At 44.2% G+C, this 22,552-nt stretch carries 16 protein-coding genes; 12 read left to right on the forward strand and 4 right to left on the reverse strand.

Annotated features, from left to right (window positions below):
* The 9 genes from VIM72_RS10115 to VIM72_RS10155 form a co-directional block, all read left to right on the forward strand.
* Window positions 1–1,960, forward strand: a 1,960-nt coding sequence (locus tag VIM72_RS10115; RefSeq protein WP_332002715.1) for a lanthionine synthetase LanC family protein, incomplete at its 5' end; no start/stop codon positions are given.
* Between the two features lie 114 nt (window positions 1,961–2,074).
* Window positions 2,075–3,106 carry a hypothetical protein gene (locus VIM72_RS10120; protein ID WP_332002716.1) on the forward strand — a complete coding sequence of 344 codons (1,032 nt, stop codon included), beginning with the start codon at window positions 2,075–2,077 and terminating at the stop codon, window positions 3,104–3,106.
* Between the two features lie 17 nt (window positions 3,107–3,123).
* A complete protein-coding gene (locus VIM72_RS10125) occupies window positions 3,124–4,281 on the forward strand; it encodes a glycosyltransferase (protein ID WP_332002717.1) in 1,158 nt (385 codons plus the stop codon).
* A gap of 9 nt (window positions 4,282–4,290) precedes the next feature.
* Window positions 4,291–5,418 carry a zinc-binding alcohol dehydrogenase family protein gene (locus VIM72_RS10130; protein ID WP_332002718.1) on the forward strand — a complete coding sequence of 376 codons (1,128 nt, stop codon included), beginning with the start codon at window positions 4,291–4,293 and terminating at the stop codon, window positions 5,416–5,418.
* Between the two features lie 60 nt (window positions 5,419–5,478).
* Complete coding sequence (locus VIM72_RS10135) at window positions 5,479–7,662, forward strand: peptidase domain-containing ABC transporter (protein ID WP_332002719.1); 2,184 nt, start codon at window positions 5,479–5,481, stop codon at window positions 7,660–7,662.
* A 47-nt stretch (window positions 7,663–7,709) separates the two neighbouring features.
* A complete protein-coding gene (locus tag VIM72_RS10140; RefSeq protein WP_332002720.1) occupies window positions 7,710–8,633 on the forward strand; it encodes a TraB/GumN family protein in 924 nt (307 codons plus the stop codon).
* Window positions 8,630–9,514, forward strand: a complete 885-nt coding sequence (locus VIM72_RS10145) for a thiopeptide-type bacteriocin biosynthesis protein (protein ID WP_332002721.1) — start codon at window positions 8,630–8,632, stop codon at window positions 9,512–9,514. Before VIM72_RS10140 ends, VIM72_RS10145 begins: the two co-directional genes overlap by 4 nt.
* A gap of 23 nt (window positions 9,515–9,537) precedes the next feature.
* The gene (locus tag VIM72_RS10150; protein ID WP_332002722.1) at window positions 9,538–10,860 is read left to right on the forward strand and encodes an HlyD family secretion protein; all 1,323 of its coding nucleotides are present in this window, start codon (window positions 9,538–9,540) and stop codon (window positions 10,858–10,860) included.
* Entirely contained in the window at window positions 10,857–13,649 is a 2,793-nt protein-coding gene (locus VIM72_RS10155) for a lantibiotic dehydratase (RefSeq protein ID WP_332002723.1), read from the forward strand. The genes VIM72_RS10150 and VIM72_RS10155 overlap by 4 nt, the downstream gene beginning before the upstream one ends.
* A 2-nt stretch (window positions 13,650–13,651) precedes the next feature.
* On the opposite strand, the gene VIM72_RS10160 is transcribed toward VIM72_RS10155, so the two are convergent.
* Window positions 13,652–14,977, reverse strand: coding sequence for a TolC family protein (locus tag VIM72_RS10160; protein ID WP_332002724.1), 1,326 nt, complete (start codon window positions 14,975–14,977; stop codon window positions 13,652–13,654).
* Window positions 14,978–15,199: 222 nt separating this feature from the next.
* On the opposite strand from VIM72_RS10160, the gene VIM72_RS10165 reads away from it, so the two are divergent.
* Window positions 15,200–16,567 carry an alkaline phosphatase family protein gene (locus VIM72_RS10165; protein ID WP_332002725.1) on the forward strand — a complete coding sequence of 456 codons (1,368 nt, stop codon included), beginning with the start codon at window positions 15,200–15,202 and terminating at the stop codon, window positions 16,565–16,567.
* Between the two features lie 45 nt (window positions 16,568–16,612).
* Entirely contained in the window at window positions 16,613–18,388 is a 1,776-nt protein-coding gene (locus VIM72_RS10170; RefSeq protein WP_332002726.1) for a cytochrome-c peroxidase, read from the forward strand.
* A 62-nt stretch (window positions 18,389–18,450) separates the two neighbouring features.
* Here the strand turns inward: VIM72_RS10170 and VIM72_RS10175 are convergent, their stop codons facing one another.
* Window positions 18,451–18,798, reverse strand: coding sequence for a VOC family protein (locus VIM72_RS10175; RefSeq protein ID WP_332002727.1), 348 nt, complete (start codon window positions 18,796–18,798; stop codon window positions 18,451–18,453).
* Window positions 18,799–18,942: 144 nt separating this feature from the next.
* On the opposite strand from VIM72_RS10175, the gene VIM72_RS10180 reads away from it, so the two are divergent.
* A complete protein-coding gene (locus VIM72_RS10180) occupies window positions 18,943–19,485 on the forward strand; it encodes a hypothetical protein (protein WP_332002728.1) in 543 nt (180 codons plus the stop codon).
* 84 nt (window positions 19,486–19,569) lie between these two features.
* Here VIM72_RS10180 and VIM72_RS10185 read toward each other — a convergent pair whose 3' ends face one another.
* The gene (locus VIM72_RS10185) at window positions 19,570–21,276 is read right to left on the reverse strand and encodes a hypothetical protein (RefSeq protein ID WP_332002729.1); all 1,707 of its coding nucleotides are present in this window, start codon (window positions 21,274–21,276) and stop codon (window positions 19,570–19,572) included.
* Between the two features lie 12 nt (window positions 21,277–21,288).
* Window positions 21,289–22,551 carry an MFS transporter gene (locus VIM72_RS10190; protein ID WP_332002730.1) on the reverse strand — a complete coding sequence of 421 codons (1,263 nt, stop codon included), beginning with the start codon at window positions 22,549–22,551 and terminating at the stop codon, window positions 21,289–21,291.
* Between the last annotated feature and the right edge of the window lies 1 nt (window position 22,552).

The following is a 22,552-nucleotide window of genomic DNA, read 5'->3' on the forward strand; positions in this document are numbered from 1 at the left end:
AAAAATGGAAAATAATCTCTATCTGGCGGCTGCTGTTGCTATCGGGGATCAGCTTGTCAGAGAAAGCAGGAACGGATCCGATGGCATTTATTGGGAAACATATGATATTGAAGACGGGCTTGCTTTTAAGGTATACGATACGGATATCTATTCTGGGTCTGCGGGAATTATTCTGTTCCTGATAGAGTTATATAACATTACAGGAACGTCCACCTACCTGGATTGTATCAGAAGTGCCTCCTGGGAGCTTAAGGAAAAGACGGAGAAAGAAACGGGCAGGAACTTTTCTTTTTTTTGCGGCAATTCGGGTATCGCTTATACATTAATAAGGGCAGGGAATCTGCTTAATGAACCTGCATTAGTTGAAGCAGGGTTGATATTACTCGGAAAGTACGAGGTGCCTGCAGGAGGAAATGTGGGAAATTGCGATATGCTTGCCGGAGTAGCTGGTTGCGTTCAGGGGCTGCTTTATGTATATGATTTAACGGGAAGGGATTCCCTGGTGCCCCTAATTACAGGCTCGCTCTGCTACCTCCTGGAACACATGCACGTTTACAGGGAAGGGGTGTACTGGAACAGGAACGGTTACCAGATCAAAGGATTATGCGGAATGGCTCATGGAAGCAGCGGGGTAGGCACAGTGCTGGTGCAGGCAGGGGAATATTTCAAAAGCCCCTTACTTACCAGGATTGGCCTTATGGCGCTCCGGTACGAGGATATTCATTTTGATACAGTAAATAACAACTGGCCTGATTTCCGTCTGGGAATTTATGGACAGTCCGATTACCTGCATCATAAGGAAAAAATATTGCAGGGCGATCTTACTTTTTTTAATAATTGTCATTCCGATATGGTAGCCTGGTGCCATGGTGCATCCGGATGCCTCTTATCCAGGTTGCAGATAGCAGATAATACCGGCGATTTACAACATATATCTACAAGAGAGGCTATTGATGCCATGGGACGCCTCAATAGCAGCGCAGCAGAGGCCAACTTAAACTCAAGCTTCACTATTTGCCATGGTCAGGGCGGAAACGCCCTGGTGTATTATACTTCCTTTGAAGTAACCGGTAAAAAGGAGTTTTTGAATAAATCAGTTGCAATAGCCAATTTAAGCCTGCAGGGAAGGGATGCCAAAGGATATTATCATTCCGGGTTTTATCTGGAATCAGTGGAGGACCTCAGCTTTTTCAACGGTATTGCGGGTATAGGCTATTTGTACCTGTTATTGGTAAACGGAAAGGAAATGAAAAATATTTTCCATTATAAACTGGAAAGAGATCACCGACGGTATGCTGTTATCAGCGATGAAACATTATTCAACTCCATCCTGCGTGGTTCTTTTCCGGAAGCTTATCAGCAATTGTCGCCAAACCCCATCGGGGAGCTAACCTGGGCAGATTTGCGCAGCCTGCCGGATAAAACAGGTATTATTAAGTATCTGTTGGAAAGACAAGGAAACAACAGCAGGGAAGAACTGAACGGGTTTAAAAATGTGCTGAGAAGGGATCTGAGTTTGTTGTACCACAATAACAATATAAAGAGCTTTTCATTTGTAAATGCCTATAATAAATTTATTCAGGAGCAGGCAGCATCAACACTTGAATCGTTTTTACAAACGGAAAATATTTCACTCGTTGTGAATCCCTGCGTACATCTTCATTTTCAGGGCAATGATGCAGGTAATGGGCCTGAAAATGTGCCACAGGAAAATACTACCTACCTGGTAATAGAAAAGCCGGATGGCTGCAGGCAGCAATTCCTGAATGGATTGGCTGCCGGCGCCCTTGAGCTGTTCAGAACTCCCGCTGATTTCTCATCCGCCCTTGAAAGATTTTGCCTGGAACTGGACAATTCACCGGAAACACAGGCATTGGCGGGAGAGCTACTGCAACAACAAATTGCCGAATTTATAAAAAGTGGAATCATTATTTTATCTGATAACAAACTTGCTAATTAACGGATGAAGAATGCACTCAAAAAAAGGGATCCTGGCCCGATCCTGGAAAAGATAGCGAAATCAATGCTGATAAACGCCGGATTTCAAAAAGATTCAGGGCTTTATTATGGGAAGATGGGAGCAGCAATTTTTCTTTATAACTACGACAAATGGTATAAGCAAACCGACATCTATTTTGATTTTGCCAATAGTCTTGTGCTCAATATTACAAAGGATCTCAAACAATATTCCATGAGGCCATTTTCAAGTGGTGTTTTTGGGATAGCACAAGGATTCCGGAACCTGGTGGAGAATGATTTTATCGAGGGAGACAGTCTTTGGGGGAACCTGGAAAAGTCAATAATAAAACTTCCCGGAGGCATCTTCCGCGAGCCGGATGTGGAAAGTTGTGGTACGGCTTTGTTTTTTAATTCGTGGAATGAATTCAGGAAGGTACCCAACCCCAGCAGGGAAGATGAGCTGGATTATCTCGTGGTAAAAGACAAAATTATCACCTTCCTGGAAAGCACCCATATGTTGCTCAAACAACTTTCCGATGCTGTGAGAGAGAAACGGGTGCCCAAAAAAGACAGGGAGCATATTTGTTACCTGTACCATATATGTGGTATGGTGGCTGTTATGTTGAAAGGATGCGGGGAGAAATACCCGGAATTTTGTAACCAGGTAAGGGAACATGTCATCGGAGTTGCTGCCAATACACCAACATTCCTCCGGCACCTTTTTGAGTTCGCAGAAAAAACAGATGACCTGGAACCTATGTTCAGGGCTGTGTTAACCTTTTTTACATCCATTCTGGCCTATCCCGGTATTGATGCTGAATTGATAGGAAGAGATATGGATAGCAGCCTGGGGCTTATCAGGCAATGGAGAGAAGATAAGCGAAGGAAAAGTATAGACAATGATCCATATGTGGTGGATGTAAGATTTCTTTCTACCCTCAATATCCTGTATAACAGGCATGCGACAGAAGACATACGGTTGCTGCGTGACTATCATTTTAACAGAACAATAGACCTGTTTTCAACAGCAGCAGCCTATAACAGGAAAGACCTGGGAATTGCAGGTTTGGGTGGCCTGGGATTAGCCACTTTATCTTATATGAAGGAAAAGTGTTTTAATTGGGAAGATCTTTTAATTATATGTTAATCATTTAACCTGATACCGTGACAATATTGAATTTTTTCTTAAGAAAAGAAGACACCGGCAGCTTCCTGCATCATGTGATCAGTTCTTTAAAGATGAAAGAGCTCCGGATAAACATTATTTCTATCGGACATGATATTTCTTATTATGTTGGTGATCGTATTGCAGCCGGAAGAAAACGGTTCAACAACTATCATCTCGCCCTGCCCAATACTTTTCAAAAGCTGGAAAATTTAAATGACCAGGAGCAGCTCTCTTATTTCAGCAGGATAATAGATCTTCTCGTGATCGATGAGGTATTGTTTGCAGGAACAGACCACAAACAGCTCTTTTTTACCGGCAGTAATTTGTTGCTGCCCCTGGCAGCGCTTGCGAAGAAGAAAACCGGTGGGAAAATGGGTTGCTTTGCAGACGACGATTTTGTGGCAGGCGTAAAGGAAACGATTGCCAATGCAGACAAGGCAGTATTTGCAGGGATGAAATCAGGAATTGAAAACGCGGACATAGTGCTTTTTCAATCGGCCGGTCAGCAGAAATATCTGCAGAAAATATTCACCATTGGGCAAATGGGTGAGTTCCCGCTAGCCAATAGTATGATAAATGCCGCTGCCGTATTGAAAAATAAACGTGCGATATTCGATAACAGCAAAAAGATATTGCTTTTCTGGGGAAAGGACCTGGAGAGTGCGGGAATATTACACCTGTTAAACGTTCTTCGGCGTAATGCAGCTTTAAATAACGCGTTGAAAGTGATTGTCTGGGGTAGTGGAGATGTTTGCCGTCTGATATCCGGGTACCCTGAAATGTGGGAAAAGGTCACTTTTATCGGAGAGCCGGATATCAGCTATTTCTATGAGTTGCTTAAGGTAGCCAGTGTGGCTGTTTCCGTACCCGCTTCCCGGGAAGGTAAGTGCCGGCTCTATCTCGACGCTTTAGTCAGCGATACGCCGCTTATTATTTCGAAGGGAGCTATTCCGGCCGGTATGGTGAAAACCTTTAATGAAAGAACAGCTACCCACATGGTAGCTGCGAAAAGCGGATCGGAATTAAGTAGCGCAATAAAAAAGGTTATAAGTAAAAAAGGAAGTCGCCCGGGTAAGAATCATCCTATCAACGAAAGTGGCTTCCTGATGGAAAACAGGATTAAAACACTTAAACATATTATTACTTCCCTGTAAAAGAAAGATATGAGGAATATTGCTGTTATCAGTACTGCATTAGCAGGGGAATACGAAAAGTCCGGCGCGGCCACTGTATCCCTGTTCGGGCAGTTGGTGAACCTGGGAATGGTAGAATCTGAAGATACGGCTTTTGATGCAGGTTGTTCGGCCAATGAATATCATGTATTGGTAAGGAAGAGCGCATTTTCCGTAAACTTCAGGGATCTGCCACTCATTTTAAAAGCCGGTGAATTTTTTGAGAAGTCGCCGGACAGTTATACTTATTTTCCTTTCGGATCTGATTTTGTAGCTACGGTGATGGCAGTCGGAAAGGGGGTTAAGAAATTGGCTCCTGGCGACAGGGTGATCCCCAATGCAGATATCGCTTACATAAATGGGCAGGCTGTCAGTGGTATTCCAAGCAATACTGCCTCTAAGGAGATAGAAATATTTCCTGAGCACAAGTTGGTGAAGATACCACAAAGCATGCCGGTGGAAGTTGCCGCGGGATTTTCTGTGGGCGCACAAACCAGCTACAGTATGATCGGAAAAGCTCATTTGAAAAAGGGGGATAAGATACTGGTTACAGCCGGATCTTCGAATACTTCTCTATTTCTTATTAACGCTTTACTGGGGCTGAAGGCTGATGTAACAGTGCTCACTTCTTCACCTGGAGCAAAGGAGAAACTGATGAAGATGGGAGTGGAAAAAGTGATTGAAATCGGCCGCAATGAAATGCCTGCAGATAATCCCCAATTTTCAACCCTGTTAAAAGAGCAAGCCGGTTTTGACGTGATTTTTGATCCTTTTTTTGATGTATATTTTCCCAGGATAGCCATATACCTGCTGCCGTATGGAAGGTATCTTACATGCGGTTTGCGGAATCAGCATCCGGGTGTAGCCACTGAAGGAGAAGGAATGATTGATGCCAGCAGCCTGGCTACGCTGATCATCCGGAATAACCTTTCTGTTATAGGCAACTGCCTGGGAGATACCGGAAATATCAGGCAGGCTTTGAACGACTATGAAAACGAGGCGCTAAAGGTGGCTGTAGATACTGTTTTTTCCGGTGCAGCATCTGCCGGGGATTTTATTTTTAACACTTATCTGAACCAGGAAAGGTTTGGCAAAGTGATATTTAAATATGATACCTGAAAGCAATAGTGCAGCTTTTGTTTTACACAATCAATGATCATCTTCCAATAGGTATTTATAATGAAGTTCCCTTTTTTCTCTCAGTTCGATTCTAAAGATTGTGGTGCTGCCTGTTTACAGATGGTGGCAAAATTCTATGGAAAAAAATACTCTTTGCAGACGCTCAGAGATTACTGCTATATAAGCAGGGAAGGCGTTTCTATGAGGGGACTGAGCGAGGCAGCCGAAAGTATCGGATTCAGGACCCTGAATGCCACTCTGCCGCTTGAAAACTTCATAAAAGACGCTCCCTTGCCGTTTATCGCTTTCTGGAGACAATCCCATTTTGTCGTTATTTATAAGATCAGCAAAACAAAGGTATATGTTGCTGATCCGGCATCGGGGTTGGTTACAATAGATATTCCAACTCTTAAAAAGGCATGGCTTAACACAAAAATAAACGGAGAAGATGTTGGATTGGCACTTTTCCTGGAGCCTACTCCCGAGTTCTATCTTCATGAAGAGGAAAAAGCAGAACATAAAGCCAGGTTAAGACATTACCTGCTTTACCTGAAACCCTATAAATCCCTCTTTGTACAGTTAGGCTTCGCCATGATCCTTAGCAGCATTTTTGCGTTGATATTCCCATTCCTGTCACAATCAATGATCGACATCGGTATCAATCAGCAGAACCTGAGCTTTATTAACCTGATATTGATTTCTGAGCTGGTATTGCAAACAAGCGTATTACTGGTGGAGTATATTAAAGGTTGGATATTCCTTCATATGGGAACCCGTATAAGCCTTTCCATTATTTCCGATTTTCTTATCAAAACTTTAAAACTGCCTTATTCTTTTTTTGAGGCGAGAAGTACGGGAGATATTATCCAAAGGATCGGAGATCATGGCACCATACAGAACTTTCTCACCAGTACGGCTTTGAGCCTGATATTCTCAGCTGTTAACTTCATTATCTTCGGGATTATATTAATCTATTATAACCTCCCCATTTTTTTGATATTCCTGGCAGGCAATGCTATTTATTTCCTGTGGACAATCCTTTTTCTGAAGGAACGGAAAAGGCTCAACTATAAGTCCTTTACGCAATCGTCTGAACGACAGAATGCCTTGCTCCAGTTATTACAGGGGGTACAGGAAATAAAACTACAGAACTGTGAGCAGAAGAAGAGATGGGAATGGGAAAGAGTACAGGTGAACCAGTTTAAGATATCTATAGAAAGCCTGAGATTGGGACAGATCCAGCAAACCGGGGCCTTTTTCATCGACCAGGTGAAGAACATCTTTATCTCCTATTATGCGGCCAAATCGGTATTGACCGGTGAAATCACACTCGGGATGATGCTCTCCATCTCCTATATCATTGGACAGCTAAGTGGGCCAATAAGCCAGGCAATTAGTTTGGTGCTCTCTTTACAGGATACCAGGATTGCGCTTGAAAGGCTTAATGAAGTACATGGAGTGAAAAATGAGCAACAATATGATCAGTTGGTAGAGAATGAAATGCCGGAAGATGGAAATATTTATATCAATAATGTAACCTTCCAATATGGAGGGCCGTCTTCAGCTGAAGTCCTGAAAGATATTACACTCACTATTCCCGAGAATAAGATAACAGCTATTGTTGGAACCAGCGGATCCGGTAAAACCACCCTGGTGAAATTACTATTGAAACTTTATAAACCCACAAAAGGGGATATTCACGTATCGAACACAAATCTTGAACTGATCGACAGCCGTTACTGGCGCTCCTTCTGTGGTAATGTTTCCCAGGATGGATTCCTGTTCTCGGATACCATTGCCAACAACATTTCTGTGGCTGATGAAACAGTGAATAAAGATAAGCTCCTTCGTGCAGTAGAGGTTGCAAATATTAAAGAGTTTATTGAGTCATTACCTCTGAAATACAATACAAAAGTCGGGCAGAATGGAAATGGCATCAGTCATGGCCAGAAGCAACGGTTGCAGATTGCGAGGGCGGTGTACAGAAATCCCAAATATGTTTTCCTGGATGAAGCAACAAATGCGCTGGATGCACATAATGAGAAAACAATTATTGAAAACATGTCGGAATTTCTGAAAAACAAAACGGTGGTGATTGTAGCCCACCGGCTAAGTACTATACGTAATGCGGACCAGATCGTGGTGCTGGATAAAGGAGTAATTAAGGAGATGGGCACACACAAGGAGCTGCTAGGTAAAATGGGCCCATATTACAGCCTGGTAAAGGATCAATTGGAATTATAATCATTTAAATATTTTTTGTGTATTTGAAGTGCTTATCCATCTTTTTTATGCTGTCTTTTTTTCGGCCGGGGCAAACTATCGCCCAAGCTGTTGTTCAGCCATCTGTACAATCAGTGTTGTGGAAGATAAAAGCCCCGGGAGCAGTTAAAACTTCTTATTTACTCGGTACCTGTCACCCATTTGGAAAGAGCTGGGTAGATGCTAACCCGGTGTTATACCGTTACATTAAGGAATGCAGGACTTTCATATGCGAATCATATACGGGTAAAGATACCACTGCAGGCTCGCTGATCGATAGCATCAGCGTGAATAAGCCTGTTAAAACAGCTGCGGAGCTTTTTGGTGCGGATACCACTCTTGTCAATGATCATTTCCTCCAGGTAGGCTGGGTGGAGAAACCAACAGATGTTTTAAATGAGGCGACTTCATTCTCTGAACAGATCGGTTTGATTATGCTGATGTGCTATTCATTGGAGTACCAGTTGATAAAACCTTTAGGAGTGGTCAGGGAGGATACAGGAATGGATAAGGCTTTAATAGACTATGCGACTGGCGAAGGGAAGTTTATGATCGGACTGGATAATGTTGAGGGCCTTTCGGGGATAAACTTTACAGAAGGCCCCGGTTCTTTTTGTGGCGTTATTGTACAATTGATCAGGTGGATTGATAATGTGAATATGTCGGCCGGCGAGCAAAAAAAACGCGATGAACATCTGGCATATATTAACTTATATAAAACCGGTTTAAGAGATTATGGAACTGACAGGATAGAGGAAGAAAGCGACGATCTTAGCAATGTGCTGGAGAGGAACCGCTTATGGATCAGTAAACTGCTTCCGCTTCTGAAACAGGGTTCATGCTTCATTGCTGTGGGAGCCGGACATTTGTTCGCCGGAAGTAATGAAGGTTTGATCAGCTTACTCCGGGATAGGGGCTATATTGTTACACCAGTTAGATTAGAGAATAAATGAACGGGACAACAGGGAATTGGATTTCTATTCACGTGGGTATAGAAGGAGATATGAATATCTTCCTGGAGAATATTTTAATGCCACTGTTGGAAGGAATCACGGATAAATATGACAGGTATTTTTTTATCAGGTATTTTGATCCCTCGCCGCATATCAGGATCAGGATATTACCGGCAGAAGGGATAAATTTTGATGTACTGGCTACAGAAGTAGCCGGCTCCCTGCATCATACAATGCGTGGAAACAGTGAGCAGCAGGGTTTTTCCCTGTTATCCATAACAAATGTGGAATATGAACCTGAAGTAGAAAGATATGGTGGGCCGGTGGCTATTGGTATTGCTGAAAGGCACTTCATGATGTCTTCAAATCTGGTATTGTCGCTTTTGAGAAGCCAGGATAATTGGGTGTATGCAGATTCCCTTGGCAGCGCAATAAGGATACACCTGGCTTTCCTGCAAACTATTAACCTGTCGACCGAAGTAAAAACCGCACTTGTAAGCAAAGTGCATGAAGGCTGGCTGGCGCATTTCCTGTATTTATGCCCCGGCGTAGAACGGGAGGTAATATTGACGGCCTTTAATAAAGCATATGAAAAACAACGGGATGTGCTGATGGCTAATATGGGAGTATTATCAGCCGCTTCAGATATGGACCTCAGGGAGGAGCCGCTTTTCTGGATGGCAGGATGGGTGGAGCATATAAAAATAGTTGATCGCCAGCTATCTGATCTCTTTTCAGAAGAGGAAGAAAAAGAAGAAATGATAGCGGGTATTTATGAAAGCTACATGCATATGACCAATAACAGGCTGGGAATTAATAATATCGATGAGTCTTTTATTGCTTATATCCTGTTGAATTTATTTGAGGACTATTTTCACTGACAACAAAAATAACCGGGTGCAATATGGAAAATGGCAACAAACCTGCTGCCGGGCAGGATATAGAACTAAGGAGCGAGGAAATGCAGGAAATAATGGGGAAGGTGCCTTCCTGGATAGTAAGGCGTGGGATCATGGTCGTATTTATAGTCATGATGCTGTTTATTGTTTTATCAACCATTATTAAATATCCGTATGTCATCTATTCAAGAGTAGTAATTACTACCAAAGTACCTCCTCTGCCTGTGGTGTCTAAAATATCCGGAAGAATATTCCTGTTGGTAAAAGATCAGCAACAGGTAAAACCAGGCGACATCCTTGGCGGTATAGACAATCCTGTAAAATATAATGACGTTGTTTACTTAAAGCAGCTGGCCACGAAAATAACCAATGCTTTGCAGCAACCGGATATTGACAGCATCTGGAGGCTTGATCTGAGAAATGACTTAAACCTGGGAGAACTGCAACCATATTTTTCTGATGTGGTAAAGAATATCCAGGGATTACGTATGTATACCTCGCTGGACCTAACGGCTAAAGAACTGCAATCACTGGGCGGGCAACTCAATACCTATGGCACCATAAACGAAAGCATAGAAAAGCAACTGAAAGCGGCAGAAGAAAATAAATTGATCCTGGCAAAGAGACTGGCAGATGATTCTATCCTGCTTCAAAAGAAGGTGATCTCAAATGAAGCATACCTGAATTCAAAGCAGGCATACTTCCAGGCCCTGATTGCCAGTGAGAACTCTAAAACATTGGTGTCAGGGAACATTATTCAATCCTCTAACATAAAATTCCAGTTACTGCAGCTAAATAAAAGTAAGCTGGAGAAGGAGAAAATGCTGTTGCTTACTTTAAGCGAATCTGTCCGGTCCGTACAGGCTAAGATTGCCGATTGGGAAAGCAGGTATCTGCTTACGGCACCTATGGCAGGTACTGTAAATATGCTGGCGGTTTGGGCCAATGAACAGCTTGTTAGCGAAGGCCAACAGGTGATTAAGATAATTCCCCCGGTAAATGCCTACTATTGCCAGGCGGTTGTGCCAACAGCCGGTTCAGGAAAATTAGCCTTGAACCAACGGGTTAATATAAAACTCGATAATTTCCCTTTCACTGAATATGGTTCATTAACCGGCAGGGTAGAGTCTATTTCTCTTGTGCCTGTCAATAATAATTACATCGTTACTATATCGTTGCCCAATGGCCTGGCAAGTAACTATAAGAAAATAATTCCGTTTAAACAGGAAATGCAGGGAAGCGCGGAAATAATCACTTCCAATCTGAGCATAAGTGATCGTATATTCAGCCAGCTTATCAGCATTCTAAATAAAGCAAATGTACAATGAAAGCAACATTTTTTCCATATGCACTGTTGCGTATCGGTGGGGAGCCTGTTACATTACTAGGGGCATTGAATGCGGAAAAGCTATGGGCTTGCATGAATGATATTTACCGGCTGAAAGACCAGATTGATGTATTGAAGAATAACTTGTGTGATTCGCTGTACCAGGTCATAAGTATTACAGAGGAATATGAAGTGAAGAAGGGTGTTATCACGGTAAAGAGGAATATCTTCAACCAACGGAAGAGCAGCGCATCCCTGATCCTGCAACTGAGTTCCTGTGTTCCGGAACATTTATTGAATAGTGTGCTGTTGTATCAACAACAGCTGGAACTGTTAGACAACAGGAAAACGGAGCTTTCCGATGTTTACAATGAGGAAATGGAGAACATTGAAAATCGTTTTCAAAATATCATTAATAATAACAATTTATTGAACGGCCTGCTGTTGGGAAGTCATGATTTATTACAGTCTGCAGAAAAATATATTGATACAGAAAAAAGAAAACTGCTTAACAGGAAGAATAATGTTGAGATAGGGCTATTGAAGTATTATTCAAGAATGGTCACCAAAACTTCTCCATTCAGTTCTTTTAATAATATCGGATTCTCGGCATTTCAGCCGGCAGCGCCAAAAGGATTACTGGCTGAGGAAAAGCAGTTAGCATCTTTTGTTAACCTAAGCAATTATATGCTCAGGAAAATACAGCACCTGCTGCTAAAATTTGACCCGTTTGTTCAGTACCAGTTCATCCGGTTGAATACAACGAGTAAAGTGACCGGGACGAAAATCATTTTCCTGTTGAATTTTAATAATTCAGAATCTTTCCAGGAATTAGACCGCTCAGAGATCATTGATTTTATCCTTGATCTTTATAAGAGGCAGCCGGCGATCAGGTTTGGAGAACTGGTGACAGAACTGATGGGTATAATTGATGCAGAAAAAGAAGAGTTGGATAATTACATTCATAAATTGGTAACTATCGGTTTCCTGGAGTTTGACCTGAAGCCTAACCGGAAGGAGCCGGATTGGCTACCGGCTTTAAGAAAGCATATTAATGAGATCAATAGCGAAGATGAACATCTTACAAGGTTTTCAGATCAGCTGGAAAAAGCAGAACAACTATTGTCCCAATACAGAAATGTAAAGGAGAATTATAAAGAGAGAAGGGAAGTCCTGGTAGCAATACACCGCACCTTGTTTTATGCATTTTATGAGCTTCATAAAGCGGCAGGATTGCCTGAACATGAGCGGGAGGCGATGAACAACTACTCATTCAGGATAAGGGAAAAAAAGGCGGTGGAAAAAGCCGTGAAAGAGCCGGCAGGCATGCCGGAAAAAAGAAGTGACATGGAGGATGCCGGTTCAGGAAAAGAAGATCGGAACCTGGAAATCAGCAATAACACCATATTTGGATTTACGCCGGAAAACGTACTGTATGAGGAAACTGTATTGGAAAACGACCTGTATATAGATATGCAAACCGGAGAGCAGCTGGCTGATATACTTTCAAAGCTGAATTCCTCATTGCGGTATATTAATCTTCATTCGCACAAGTGTAATGAGTTCAGGAGATTTTTTGTGGAGGAGTTCGGTACAGACAAAGAAGTTACTTTGCTGGACTTTTATGATAGATATTACCGTATCAGAAATGCAGCTGAACAAGGGCCAAGTGAGGAAGATCATAATTTCTACAGAACCATTGAGGAATGGCAAAACTGCTTGTTTGAAGAATTGGAAGGCAAAATGGATACTTCAGGAGAAGAGATACATATTAGCAGCGACTGGATTGAAAGTGCCAATAGTAACCTGGTAAATAAGCCGGTTATAAGAAACTATATAAGCCGGAGCTCGTTCAACGCCTTTATCCAATGTGGATTTGAGGGTAATCGCATTTCCACGGAAAAGCCGGTATTTGTGTTGAATGCAGGGCTTTTTCCTGGATTTGGCAAGTTGTTCAGCCGGTTTTTGTACTACGAGAATAATGGGGTCAGAAATGCATTGATGCAGAATTGTACAGACGGGGAATGTATTTTTGCCGAGTATAGCGATAATTCTTTTTTCAATGCAAATATCCATCCGCCTATAGCTGCTTATGAAATTGAATCGCCCGGAGGGCAGGTAATGCGGTCGCCGGACAAGGTGCTGTCATTGAGCAACCTGATGGTGAAGTTCGACCGGGAAAGGGATTATATTCATTTGTACGATAGTAGATCCGGGAAGAAAGTGGTTTTCCTTAATCTGGATTTTCAGGATCTGAGGGGCCGTTCCCCTTTATTCCGTTTCTTGTCCAGCTGTTTTACGGTTCCCCAGCCCGGAAACCATTTTATATTGCTGGAAATACTTTCTGATAAGACCAGGCGGCAAATCAATGCTAATATCAGTTTTCAACCCAGACTGGTTTTTAATAGCTACCTTGTTATACGGAGAAAATGCTGGGAGGTGAATATAGAGGAGTTTTCTTCATTTTCAGGAATGAATGACGAAGCAACACTCTTTTATGCAATAACAGAATGGCGTAAAAGAAATGATATTCCTGAAGAGGTCTTCGTAAAGTTATTGGAATACGATGAAAAGGAAGGCAAAAGAAAAGAGTTCAGGAAACCGCAGTATATCCATTTCAAGAGCCCTCTTTTGGTACGCTTGTTAGTAAAGAATTTTATTAAGGCGGAGAATGCAAAAAGAATATCTTTTACTGAATTTCTACCCACAGACAGCCAGTTGCTTTCTTCTTCACACGGGAAGTATGTGAGCGAATTTCTATTTGAGTGGCTGGAGGAATATGATGCCTGATACTAGTTTATTTTCTGATAATGTTCTAATATTCTCATCGAGAAGATATACTCATAGTAACTGGTGATCTTATCTGTTTGTGCCTGAAATAGCGTATTTCCCAGGTTCAGGAAACTTACCAATGGCGTATTCCCGGTATTAAAGCTTATCTTTTCCAGCTCAAATGCTTCCTGTAGCTGCGAGAGGCTGTTTTTCATAGACTGGTATCTGTTCCAGCTATTTAAGACATTTTTATAAGCTGCGTATATTTTATGTTTTAGTTCCAGGTTGTTGTTCACAATTGTCAGTTGCTGGTTGTTGTATTCGCTTTGGGCCAGTTTATAATTGGTCTTTAATTGTTTGTTATAGAATATAGGAACGTTTAATGACAGGTAGAACGACTGTTGAAAGTTGTTATTGAATAATTGTTGCCCGTAAGGAATTGGCCGGCCCAACGCATCACGGAAAGTATTTGCAAAGTTTGAACCTATGCCCGCATTGGCAGACAGGGTGGGATATTGAGCTGCTTTTGCTGCTTTTATCCGGTACTCAAATTCCTTTAGCTTCACAGCATTTTCTTTCTGTAATGGCTGATTGGTTAAAGCAATTTGATAGATTGTTTCCGGTTGCATTTCCATAATGTTTAAAATGCTTTTCTCCGGGACTTCCCTGGAAATTTTAATTTGCTGTTCAGGCCCGATCCCCAGTAATTTCAATAGGTTGGCATTGGATTGATAGTCGTTCAGCATACTATCAAAATAGATAGTGCTGTCTCTTGATAGTTGTGCCTGTAGCTGAAGCACATTTGCCTGGGTTTGCCGTCCCTGGTTAAACAATAGTTGAGTAGTTTCCAGTTGGCCGCTGGTTAACTGTATCTGTTTTTTGGAGATCTCTATTTTTTCGTTGGAAAGTAGCACCTGCAAATACGCGGCTGCAATATTCAGTGAAATATCATTCTTTAATTTCTCCAGGTCAAGGACTGAAGACTCCACGTTTTTTTTCTCGGCAAGGATGGTATTGCTGATGCTGAACCAGTTGAAAAGTGTGATCCCGGATTGCAGACCGAGGTTTTGGAATACAAGATTGGTATTTGTATACGTGTTTAATGTAGGATCAATAGACCTTCCTCCCTGCCATCCAATGTTGTTGTCAAAACTTAAGGAAGGTACCCGCCGTGCCGAACTTTGTTGCATCTGCGCCCTTACAGCGCGGATGCGGAGTGAAGCCTGAAGTATTGAGGTATTGTTTTGAGTGGCGTATTGAACACAACTGTCCAGGTTCCATACAACTTGTCCGTGGGTCTTAACTGAAATGAAGTAAATGGTCAGGAATAATATAACTCTCCTCATTTGCTGATAGTAATAATGGATGATGAACGGAAGATAATATTATCCCGCTAAAATAAAAACAACAAAAAGGGAAAAATGGAAATATCATGATAATAAAACCGGAATAACATCAGGAACATGCCCGGGAACCTTGTGCAGTTTCAATAAATTCCCTGATAAAAATCAATATCATTCGAAAAATAAAAATCCAGGCAGTATTTTTACCGGATAACAGTTATAACAATGGTGAACAGAAAAACTAAATTATGTGCAATTGTCGTAACAGCCCTGCTTGCAGGCTGTGCCGGCAGTCGCCGTACCGGGCAAGGTAAAGCCGCTAAGGTACCCGGTTTGGAAGGTATTGAAAAAGTGAACCATGTGGTAGTGATCTATATGGAGAACCACAGTTTTGATAACCTGTACGGGCAGTTTGAAGGTGCTGATGGCCTGGCAAACGCCTCCAAAGAAGCGGTGCTGCAGCTGGACCGTAACGGTCAGCCGTATCAATATCTCCCGGCGATACCCCGTTCCAGCGAGTTCCCCACCAATATTCCCAATGGCTATTTTAATATAGACCAGTATGTTCCTGCCGATAAAGAAACGCCAGATGTTACACACCGGTATTACCAGGAGCGCAGCCAGATCAATAATGGTAAAATGAATCTTTTCGCAGCGCATAACAGCACCGCGGGTCTGGCCATGGGATACTATAAAACTTCGCTGCTGCCTTTATACCCTGTTGCAAAAGAATTTACACTCTGCGATCATTTCTTTCACAGCGCTTTTGGCAGCTCCTTCCTCAATCATCAATGGCTGATCGCTGCGGCAACGCCTTATTTTCCGGATGCTCCGCAGGATACCAGGGCAGTATTGGAACCTGATGGGAAGATGAAGAAAGACGGGCTGTTAACTCCCGATGGTTACGCGGTGAACACTATTTACTCTGTAAACCAGCCTTATCCTGCCGGTACAAAAAAGGAAAATCTTGTTCCTAACCAAACAAATCCTACGATCGGTGACCGTCTCAGTGAAAAAAATATTTCCTGGGCCTGGTATTCAGGTGGCTGGAATGATGCGATAGCAGGCAAACCCGATGAATTCTTCCAGTACCATCACCAGCCCTTCATCTACTACAAAACATTTGCAGATGGCACTTCCGCCAAAAAGGAACATCTCAAAGATGAAGAGGATTTCCTGCAAGCCGCAAAGGAAGGAACGCTGCCGGCTGTTTCTTTTGTAAAGCCACTGGGCGTTCAGAACGAGCACCCCGGCTATTCCAGCGTTATAGCAGGAGAAACGCATGCTTTAAAGCTGATCAATGCTGTGCGCAATAGCCCTAACTGGAAAGATGCGGTGATCATACTTACCTATGATGAAAACGGGGGCTTCTGGGATCATGTAGCGCCGCCGGTGATTGATAAATGGGGACCGGGCAGCCGTATCCCTGCCATTATCATTTCTCCTTTTGCCAAAAAAGGTTACGTGGACCCAACACAGTACGAAACCGTGAGTATCCTCTCGTTTATCGAAAAACGCTGGGGCCTGAAACCGCTCAACAGCAGGGATGGCAATGCCAATCCACTACAGGGCGCTTTTAATTTTAACAACTGATTTTACCAGGTGAAGCATTCCCGGATAGCAATAGTTTTGGTGTTGATGGTGGGGACGATACAGCTGCTATCTTCTTTCGCGGTCCGAACCAACGATCCCGCAAAGGAAATAGCGGGAATGCTTTGCCGCGATATTGACGCCTTTTCTTTTTATATCAGGGATTCCCTGCAGCCTGTTATCAGAACCGGTCGGGAAAAAGACCTGCAACCCGCCTTCCTGGTTGCCAGGAAGTATTATAAGCGGATAGAATGGGCCGCAGAATACTTCGCCTGGTCTACCGCGAGATTTATAAACGGCGCACCCAAAGCAGAAGCGGAGCTGCCTGGTTATATGATCTTACATCCCGCAGGGCTGCAGGTAATGGAAGAACATATCTTTCCTGCATTCGACAGTACCTCCCGCAGCATGTTGCTTGGGCAAACGGAAAATATCCTGGATAAATTACAGGTATTCAAATCGTATTTTTCCGGTATTCCTGTTGCCGGCTGGCAGATCCTGGATGCTGCAAAACTGGAAGTATTCCGCATTGAAACACTGGGCATCACCGGGTACGATAATCCGCTCAGCAGGAACAGCATGGAGGAATGCGCAGTGGCCCTGCAGTCGCTGCAGCAGGCGCTGGCTCCTTATGCGGGCAACAGTAACACCACGCAGGAGCTGCTTGGCGGGAACATTGCTTTCCTGCTGGCGAATAAGGATTTTAATCATTTCGACAGGGCGCTTTATATCCGCCGTTATGCCAATCCGTTATCTACCGCTATAGAGCAATTACGCAGGCAGCTGGATTTCCAGGGATATCGTTACAACCGCTTACTGCGACAGGATGTTTTTACCCTGTTCGACAAAGACGCATTTAATGCAGATGCCTATTCACCTTTCCTTGACCAGGAAAATAAGATAGCCAAAGCAGCGCTGGGTAAAGCGTTATTTACAGAAACTGCTTTTTCTGGTAATGGAAAGATCAGCTGCGCTTCCTGTCATCATCCGCAAACAGCATTCGCAGAAAACCTGGCGAAGCACCCTGATATCAGCGGCACAGGTTTGATCAGCAGGAATGTGCCTTCCCTGCTTAATACGGCATTGCAGCCGCAGCAATTCTACGATCAGCGTGCAGAAACCCTGGAACAGCAGGTGAACGATGTGATACATAACCCAAAGGAAATGGGTGGCCGCATTCATTCGGCCCTGCAGGATATTACCCGTTCCGGCAGGTATACACAGCTGTTTGCTGCTGCATTTCCAGGCAGGCCACAACCGGATTCCGCAGCTGTAACAGAAGCGCTGGCAGCGTATGTAAGAAGTCTTGTACGGCTAAACAGCCGTTTCGATGATTACATGGCTGGTATGGATACTGCTATGTCGGCCGCAGAGGTGAAAGGGTTTAATTTATTTATGGGCAAGGCAGGCTGTGGCGCCTGTCATTTTATGCCGCTGTTCAGCGGGGTGCTACCTCCTAAATTTATTACACAGGATGCGGAGATACTCGGCGTTCCCGAAAAACAAGGCAGTAAAAATATTGATGCGGACAGGGGGCTTTTCAACACGCTCATGAGCTTTAATTATTTTGACAGCAGCCGCTTGTCGGGGTTTGATCATGCCTTTAAAACAGTTACCGTTCGCAATACCTCAACAACAGCGCCCTATATGCACAATGGGGCCTTTGCCACCCTGGAAGAAGTAATGGACTTCTACAATGAAGGCGGCGGTGCAGGGAATGGCCTGCCGGTGCACAACCAGAGCCTAAGCGCAAAAAAGCTGGGACTAACGCCTGTTGAAATAAAAGAAGTGATTGCGTTTATGCGTGCACTGGATAGCAGGTAAATTTTCTTTTGTTTGATAAAAACATAAAGGCCGCTCCGGTTATGGAAGCGGCTTTACATTTTCTACAGCGACCATACCGCCAGCTCATACCCATCCGGGTCTGTGAAGTGGAACCGTTTGCCACCGGGAAAACTAAAGATATCCTTTACAATAGTGCCTCCTGCGGCAACAATCTTTTGTTGGGTAGCTTCAAGATCCTTTGAATAAAGGATCACTAAAACAGTGCCTTTTACCGGTTTGCCGGCCGTAAACCCGCCATCTACATAATCGCCTTCAAATGCCGTATAGTCGGGACCGTAATCGGTAAACTTCCACCCAAAGCTCTTTGTATAAAACTCCTTCGCGCGGCGGATGTCTTTCGACAGGAATTCAAGATACTGTACCTGCTCATGTTTCAACTTGCTTGCCATAAGTTTTTTTTGTAAAGATAGGAGAATGGGGAGAGGGGGCGTTTGGAAAAAAACGACAAAGTTGGGGGATAAACCGGCAGGCAGCCGCCTGTTTATTTTGCAAATTCCCGGGATAATGTATTTTCGGGTAATTAACAGGTTCAAATGTCCGCAACTAAGGAAAAGAAAGCGAGTTGGCCGAAAATATGGAAGGGTGCAGCTATATTGGTTGCAGCTCTCGTCTGTATTATGCTGCATGCCATGCCATGGCTTTTTTTGGGTGTTACCTTTATGCCTCTTCTCTTACCCTTATCCCTGTTATTGTTCATTGGTATACCTGCGGCATGGTGGGCTGCGGGAAAGTGCCGGGGATGGCTCACCCGTTTGTTCGATGGTTTAACAGAGGGTATTTTACATAAAGGATGCATGTTGCTGCTAATCTCCTGGATACCGGCTTCCCTGCTGATGGGCGCCAATTACCTGTTTGCGGCAAAAGCGTCTTCAACGGAAATATTACCGGTAGTGGAGCGGGGATATTCCCAGAATAGGAATGGTAAAACTTATTGGGTAAAAGTGGAAAGCCGTGGTTATGTGAAGAAGATAGTGCTGGACAGGCACATATCCCCTGAAACGGTGAGCAGTGTGGAGGTGGAAGTCAGGAAAGGGGGTTTGGGATTTGATTTTTTCCGGGTAAAACGTTTCCTGTAGTACCTGGAATTCCACTAAAAGAGAAGGCTTATAAGCTACCTGCTTACAAGCCTTTCATGGAGTTTTTACCTATAAAGCCAATGGTTAAAAGCTCACTGTTACTTCGTTTACCATCAACCGGCTGCCCGCTTTACTTACCTTGCCGCCTGGCGGTGTAAATACCAGCACTGCAGGGCTAAGTCCCGGTAATACCAGGTCGTATGCCTGTTTCACGTTACGGGCAATAAACTGCCGGGTAATGGTATTATAAATATCCACCGGTTGATCACCCACATTTACTGTTACCTTTTTTTCTCCGGGGTAAGGATTATAGTAGAGATAAGATGGATAAGCCTTGTCTCTGAAAAAATCTGTAGCCAGTAAATTCAGTTGTAATATACCGGGCACTGAGGTGGTGCGGATAATACTGCCAAAGATCCCTGCATGCCCGCTGCCGTATACGCTGAATTGTGATACATCGGGGTTTCCTTTGGCCCATTGCGGTCCGTCGCCCTGTGCCACCGGGGCTTTGAGGTGGGCGTATTGGGGGTAAGAGGAAGTATGGATAATGCCTTCATAGCCGATCACGCCTTTGGTAATGGCTGCTTTCTCCGGGATCGTTTCATGATCATCGGGCATGTACTGGGTATAGAAGAAACGGGCTGCGTTGCTGGCATTTAGCATCCATTTGCCCACAACGGCGGCATAGGAAGGATCATAGCGTACCATGGCTACGAGCGGCCATGCGGCATCAAAGGTATTCATCAGGAACCCGTATCCGCCCCTGTCTGTGGTGCTCCCCACAATGCCCGATATGTCGATGCCATTCCAGTTGCCCGCCAGTACGCCCCAGCCCTGACGGCATTCCGGGTTGCCATTGAATGTCCATTCCATAAATTGCTGCACATTAAACTGTTTGCCCTGTTCTGCATTGAGCCTTGCAGCCATATAAGCGCCAAAAGGCATCAGCACTTCATAGTTGGTGTTGTGTGGCTGCTGCTCCAGTGTTTGCAGGGCTTTTATGGCGTGTTGCAGGTAGCGCGGATCACCAAACTTTTTGTAGGCGGCATATAATACGTAAGCATGACCGGCAGCGGCGTCCTGCTGTTTGCAGATCCAGTTATCTTTTGGTTGTAGTTGTGCATAGTCAAAAAATGAATGATCATAGTTGCCGTTCAGCACAGAGTCGGCTGCGCAGAACTTCTCCGCAATCTGATGCGCCAGCGAATCAAAGCCTGGCATATTTGGATAATGATCATAGATGCCGTAAAAAAGTACATTAGGGTATACGTCGTACCACCAGTCGCGCCCATAACCACCGCCAAGCTGGGCTACTTCGGGACAGGTATTGTTCATCATAATATCCCAGCCTGTTTCCCGGTTGAAATAATTTTTTAGCATGGCCACATAGTTCAGCCCCTGTTGCCGGCTTTTATCAACCCCCACCAATGTAGCGCCCAGCGTGGCGCCCATGGTAGCAAGCGCTTCGTGAAAAATTCCTTTGTTATGCGTGGGGCCCTGCCGCTGATCGTCCATCGCGGTATAAAGCCCTACCACCGGCTGGTCAAAATTGCGCCGGCTGCTGTCCCACCAAACCAGTGGCCAATGCGGACCGGTGGTGTTAAAATTGTACGCGGTGCTATCGAACTGCCGGGCCAGGGCATACCAGTCTATGATCTGTAGCGGCTGCGGCACATCGGCCATGGAGTCCAGGCGGGGCAGGTGTTGCTGCACCACCGGTGGCGGCGTGGGTGTTTTGCAGGACATCCAAAGGAGGCAGAGCGCGATTCCCGTTGTTGTTAATTTTACCATGCTGTATACAATTTATACCACCGCGGTGGTTTTTTCAGTAGTTTCTTTTATCAGCGCTTTCCCTTCTTTGATAATACTTTTGCCTACTGCAATGGAAAGCAGTTGCAGTATGGCAATGATGATAATGGCGTAACGCAGCGCCACCTCTGTGGAGAAATAGTAAGCCAGGAAAATAAAGGTGCCGGCGCCCAGGAAACGCCCGGCGTACAAGCCTACTTCGTGATTAAGGATATAGGCGTAAACGTTACGTTTTTCTTTTCTGGAAAGAATATCAATTACGCTGAACTGGATAGGGAAATATGCCATGTCGAGCAGCGGTTTTGCCAGCAGGAGGAACAGCATAAAAATCACCACCCCTGTTGCGTTATAAAAGGCACCGTTGAAAAGAGCGGCCAGCGTAAAACAGATAAGCCCTCCTGCAAAAATGGTGATCCGGTGTTCCGGTTTGGCCGCCCTGCCAATAATATACATCAGCACCGCTGCAATGATGGCGCCTACCGATTGAGCGGTGCCTAACGCGCCTTCTTTTCCCAGCAACAACATGATCAGCATAGCAGGGGCTGTTACCAGGTAACCCTGTGCCAATCCCTTCAGGGAAGCCAGCATCAATAGTTTGCGCCAGTAAGGATGGAAGCGCAGGTATAGAAACGCCTTCTCATCCGGGTTACGGAAATGCCCCCTGAAGCATACCACAGAGGCAAGGATAGTGATCACAAACACCAGCCCGGTAATGATACGGTAAGCATTGTTTACATTAATATCCCCACCCGATTCTATAAACCAGCCTATACAGATAGGTACTACTACCGCAATGATGGTATAGAAAAACGTTTCAAGACCATAGTAATAATTGCGGTTCCGGTCGTTGGTGATAGATAACGCCAGGTAGTCGCGGTTGGCCCAGTAAAAGCCAAACGACATACCCATAATAATACCTGCTATTCCAATACCGGTAAGGTCCAGCGTTTTGAGCGACATCATCACGATCATGGATACCCCGCTCAGCAGCATACCAGCGGAGTACAATGTTTTAATGTTGAAGCGGTTCAGCAAAAAACCATTTAACAGGAAAGTAAGCGGGATACCGGTATAAATAGTAAGCTGGTAGATCACCACTTTCGTAGGGTCGTTGGAGTTACGCATCACATAGGCGGCCACAAAGATGTCGATGACCGGCAGCACCAGCGCATAAATCATATTGGTGAGCACCAGTATGCGGAAGTCGTGCGGCTGCTGGTTGAAATGTTTTATTTCTGCAGAAAGGTTCCTGAGCATA

Source organism: Chitinophaga sp. (assembly GCF_036569185.1).
In the GTDB taxonomy this organism is placed as follows: domain Bacteria; phylum Bacteroidota; class Bacteroidia; order Chitinophagales; family Chitinophagaceae; genus Chitinophaga.

Coding starts and splice junctions, on each gene's coding strand:
- VIM72_RS10120 (WP_332002716.1), top strand. CDS start 2,075: ATGGGAGCAGCAATTTTTCTTTATAACTACGACAAATGGTATAAGCAA.
- VIM72_RS10130 (WP_332002718.1), top strand. CDS start 4,291: ATGAGGAATATTGCTGTTATCAGTACTGCATTAGCAGGGGAATACGAA.
- VIM72_RS10135 (WP_332002719.1), top strand. CDS start 5,479: ATGAAGTTCCCTTTTTTCTCTCAGTTCGATTCTAAAGATTGTGGTGCT.
- VIM72_RS10140 (WP_332002720.1), top strand. CDS start 7,710: ATGCTGTCTTTTTTTCGGCCGGGGCAAACTATCGCCCAAGCTGTTGTT.
- VIM72_RS10145 (WP_332002721.1), top strand. CDS start 8,630: ATGAACGGGACAACAGGGAATTGGATTTCTATTCACGTGGGTATAGAA.
- VIM72_RS10150 (WP_332002722.1), top strand. CDS start 9,538: ATGGAAAATGGCAACAAACCTGCTGCCGGGCAGGATATAGAACTAAGG.
- VIM72_RS10155 (WP_332002723.1), top strand. CDS start 10,857: ATGAAAGCAACATTTTTTCCATATGCACTGTTGCGTATCGGTGGGGAG.
- VIM72_RS10160 (WP_332002724.1), bottom strand. CDS start 14,977: ATGAGGAGAGTTATATTATTCCTGACCATTTACTTCATTTCAGTTAAG.
- VIM72_RS10165 (WP_332002725.1), top strand. CDS start 15,200: ATGGTGAACAGAAAAACTAAATTATGTGCAATTGTCGTAACAGCCCTG.
- VIM72_RS10170 (WP_332002726.1), top strand. CDS start 16,613: ATGGTGGGGACGATACAGCTGCTATCTTCTTTCGCGGTCCGAACCAAC.
- VIM72_RS10175 (WP_332002727.1), bottom strand. CDS start 18,798: ATGGCAAGCAAGTTGAAACATGAGCAGGTACAGTATCTTGAATTCCTG.
- VIM72_RS10180 (WP_332002728.1), top strand. CDS start 18,943: ATGTCCGCAACTAAGGAAAAGAAAGCGAGTTGGCCGAAAATATGGAAG.
- VIM72_RS10185 (WP_332002729.1), bottom strand. CDS start 21,276: ATGGTAAAATTAACAACAACGGGAATCGCGCTCTGCCTCCTTTGGATG.
- VIM72_RS10190 (WP_332002730.1), bottom strand. CDS start 22,551: ATGCTCAGGAACCTTTCTGCAGAAATAAAACATTTCAACCAGCAGCCG.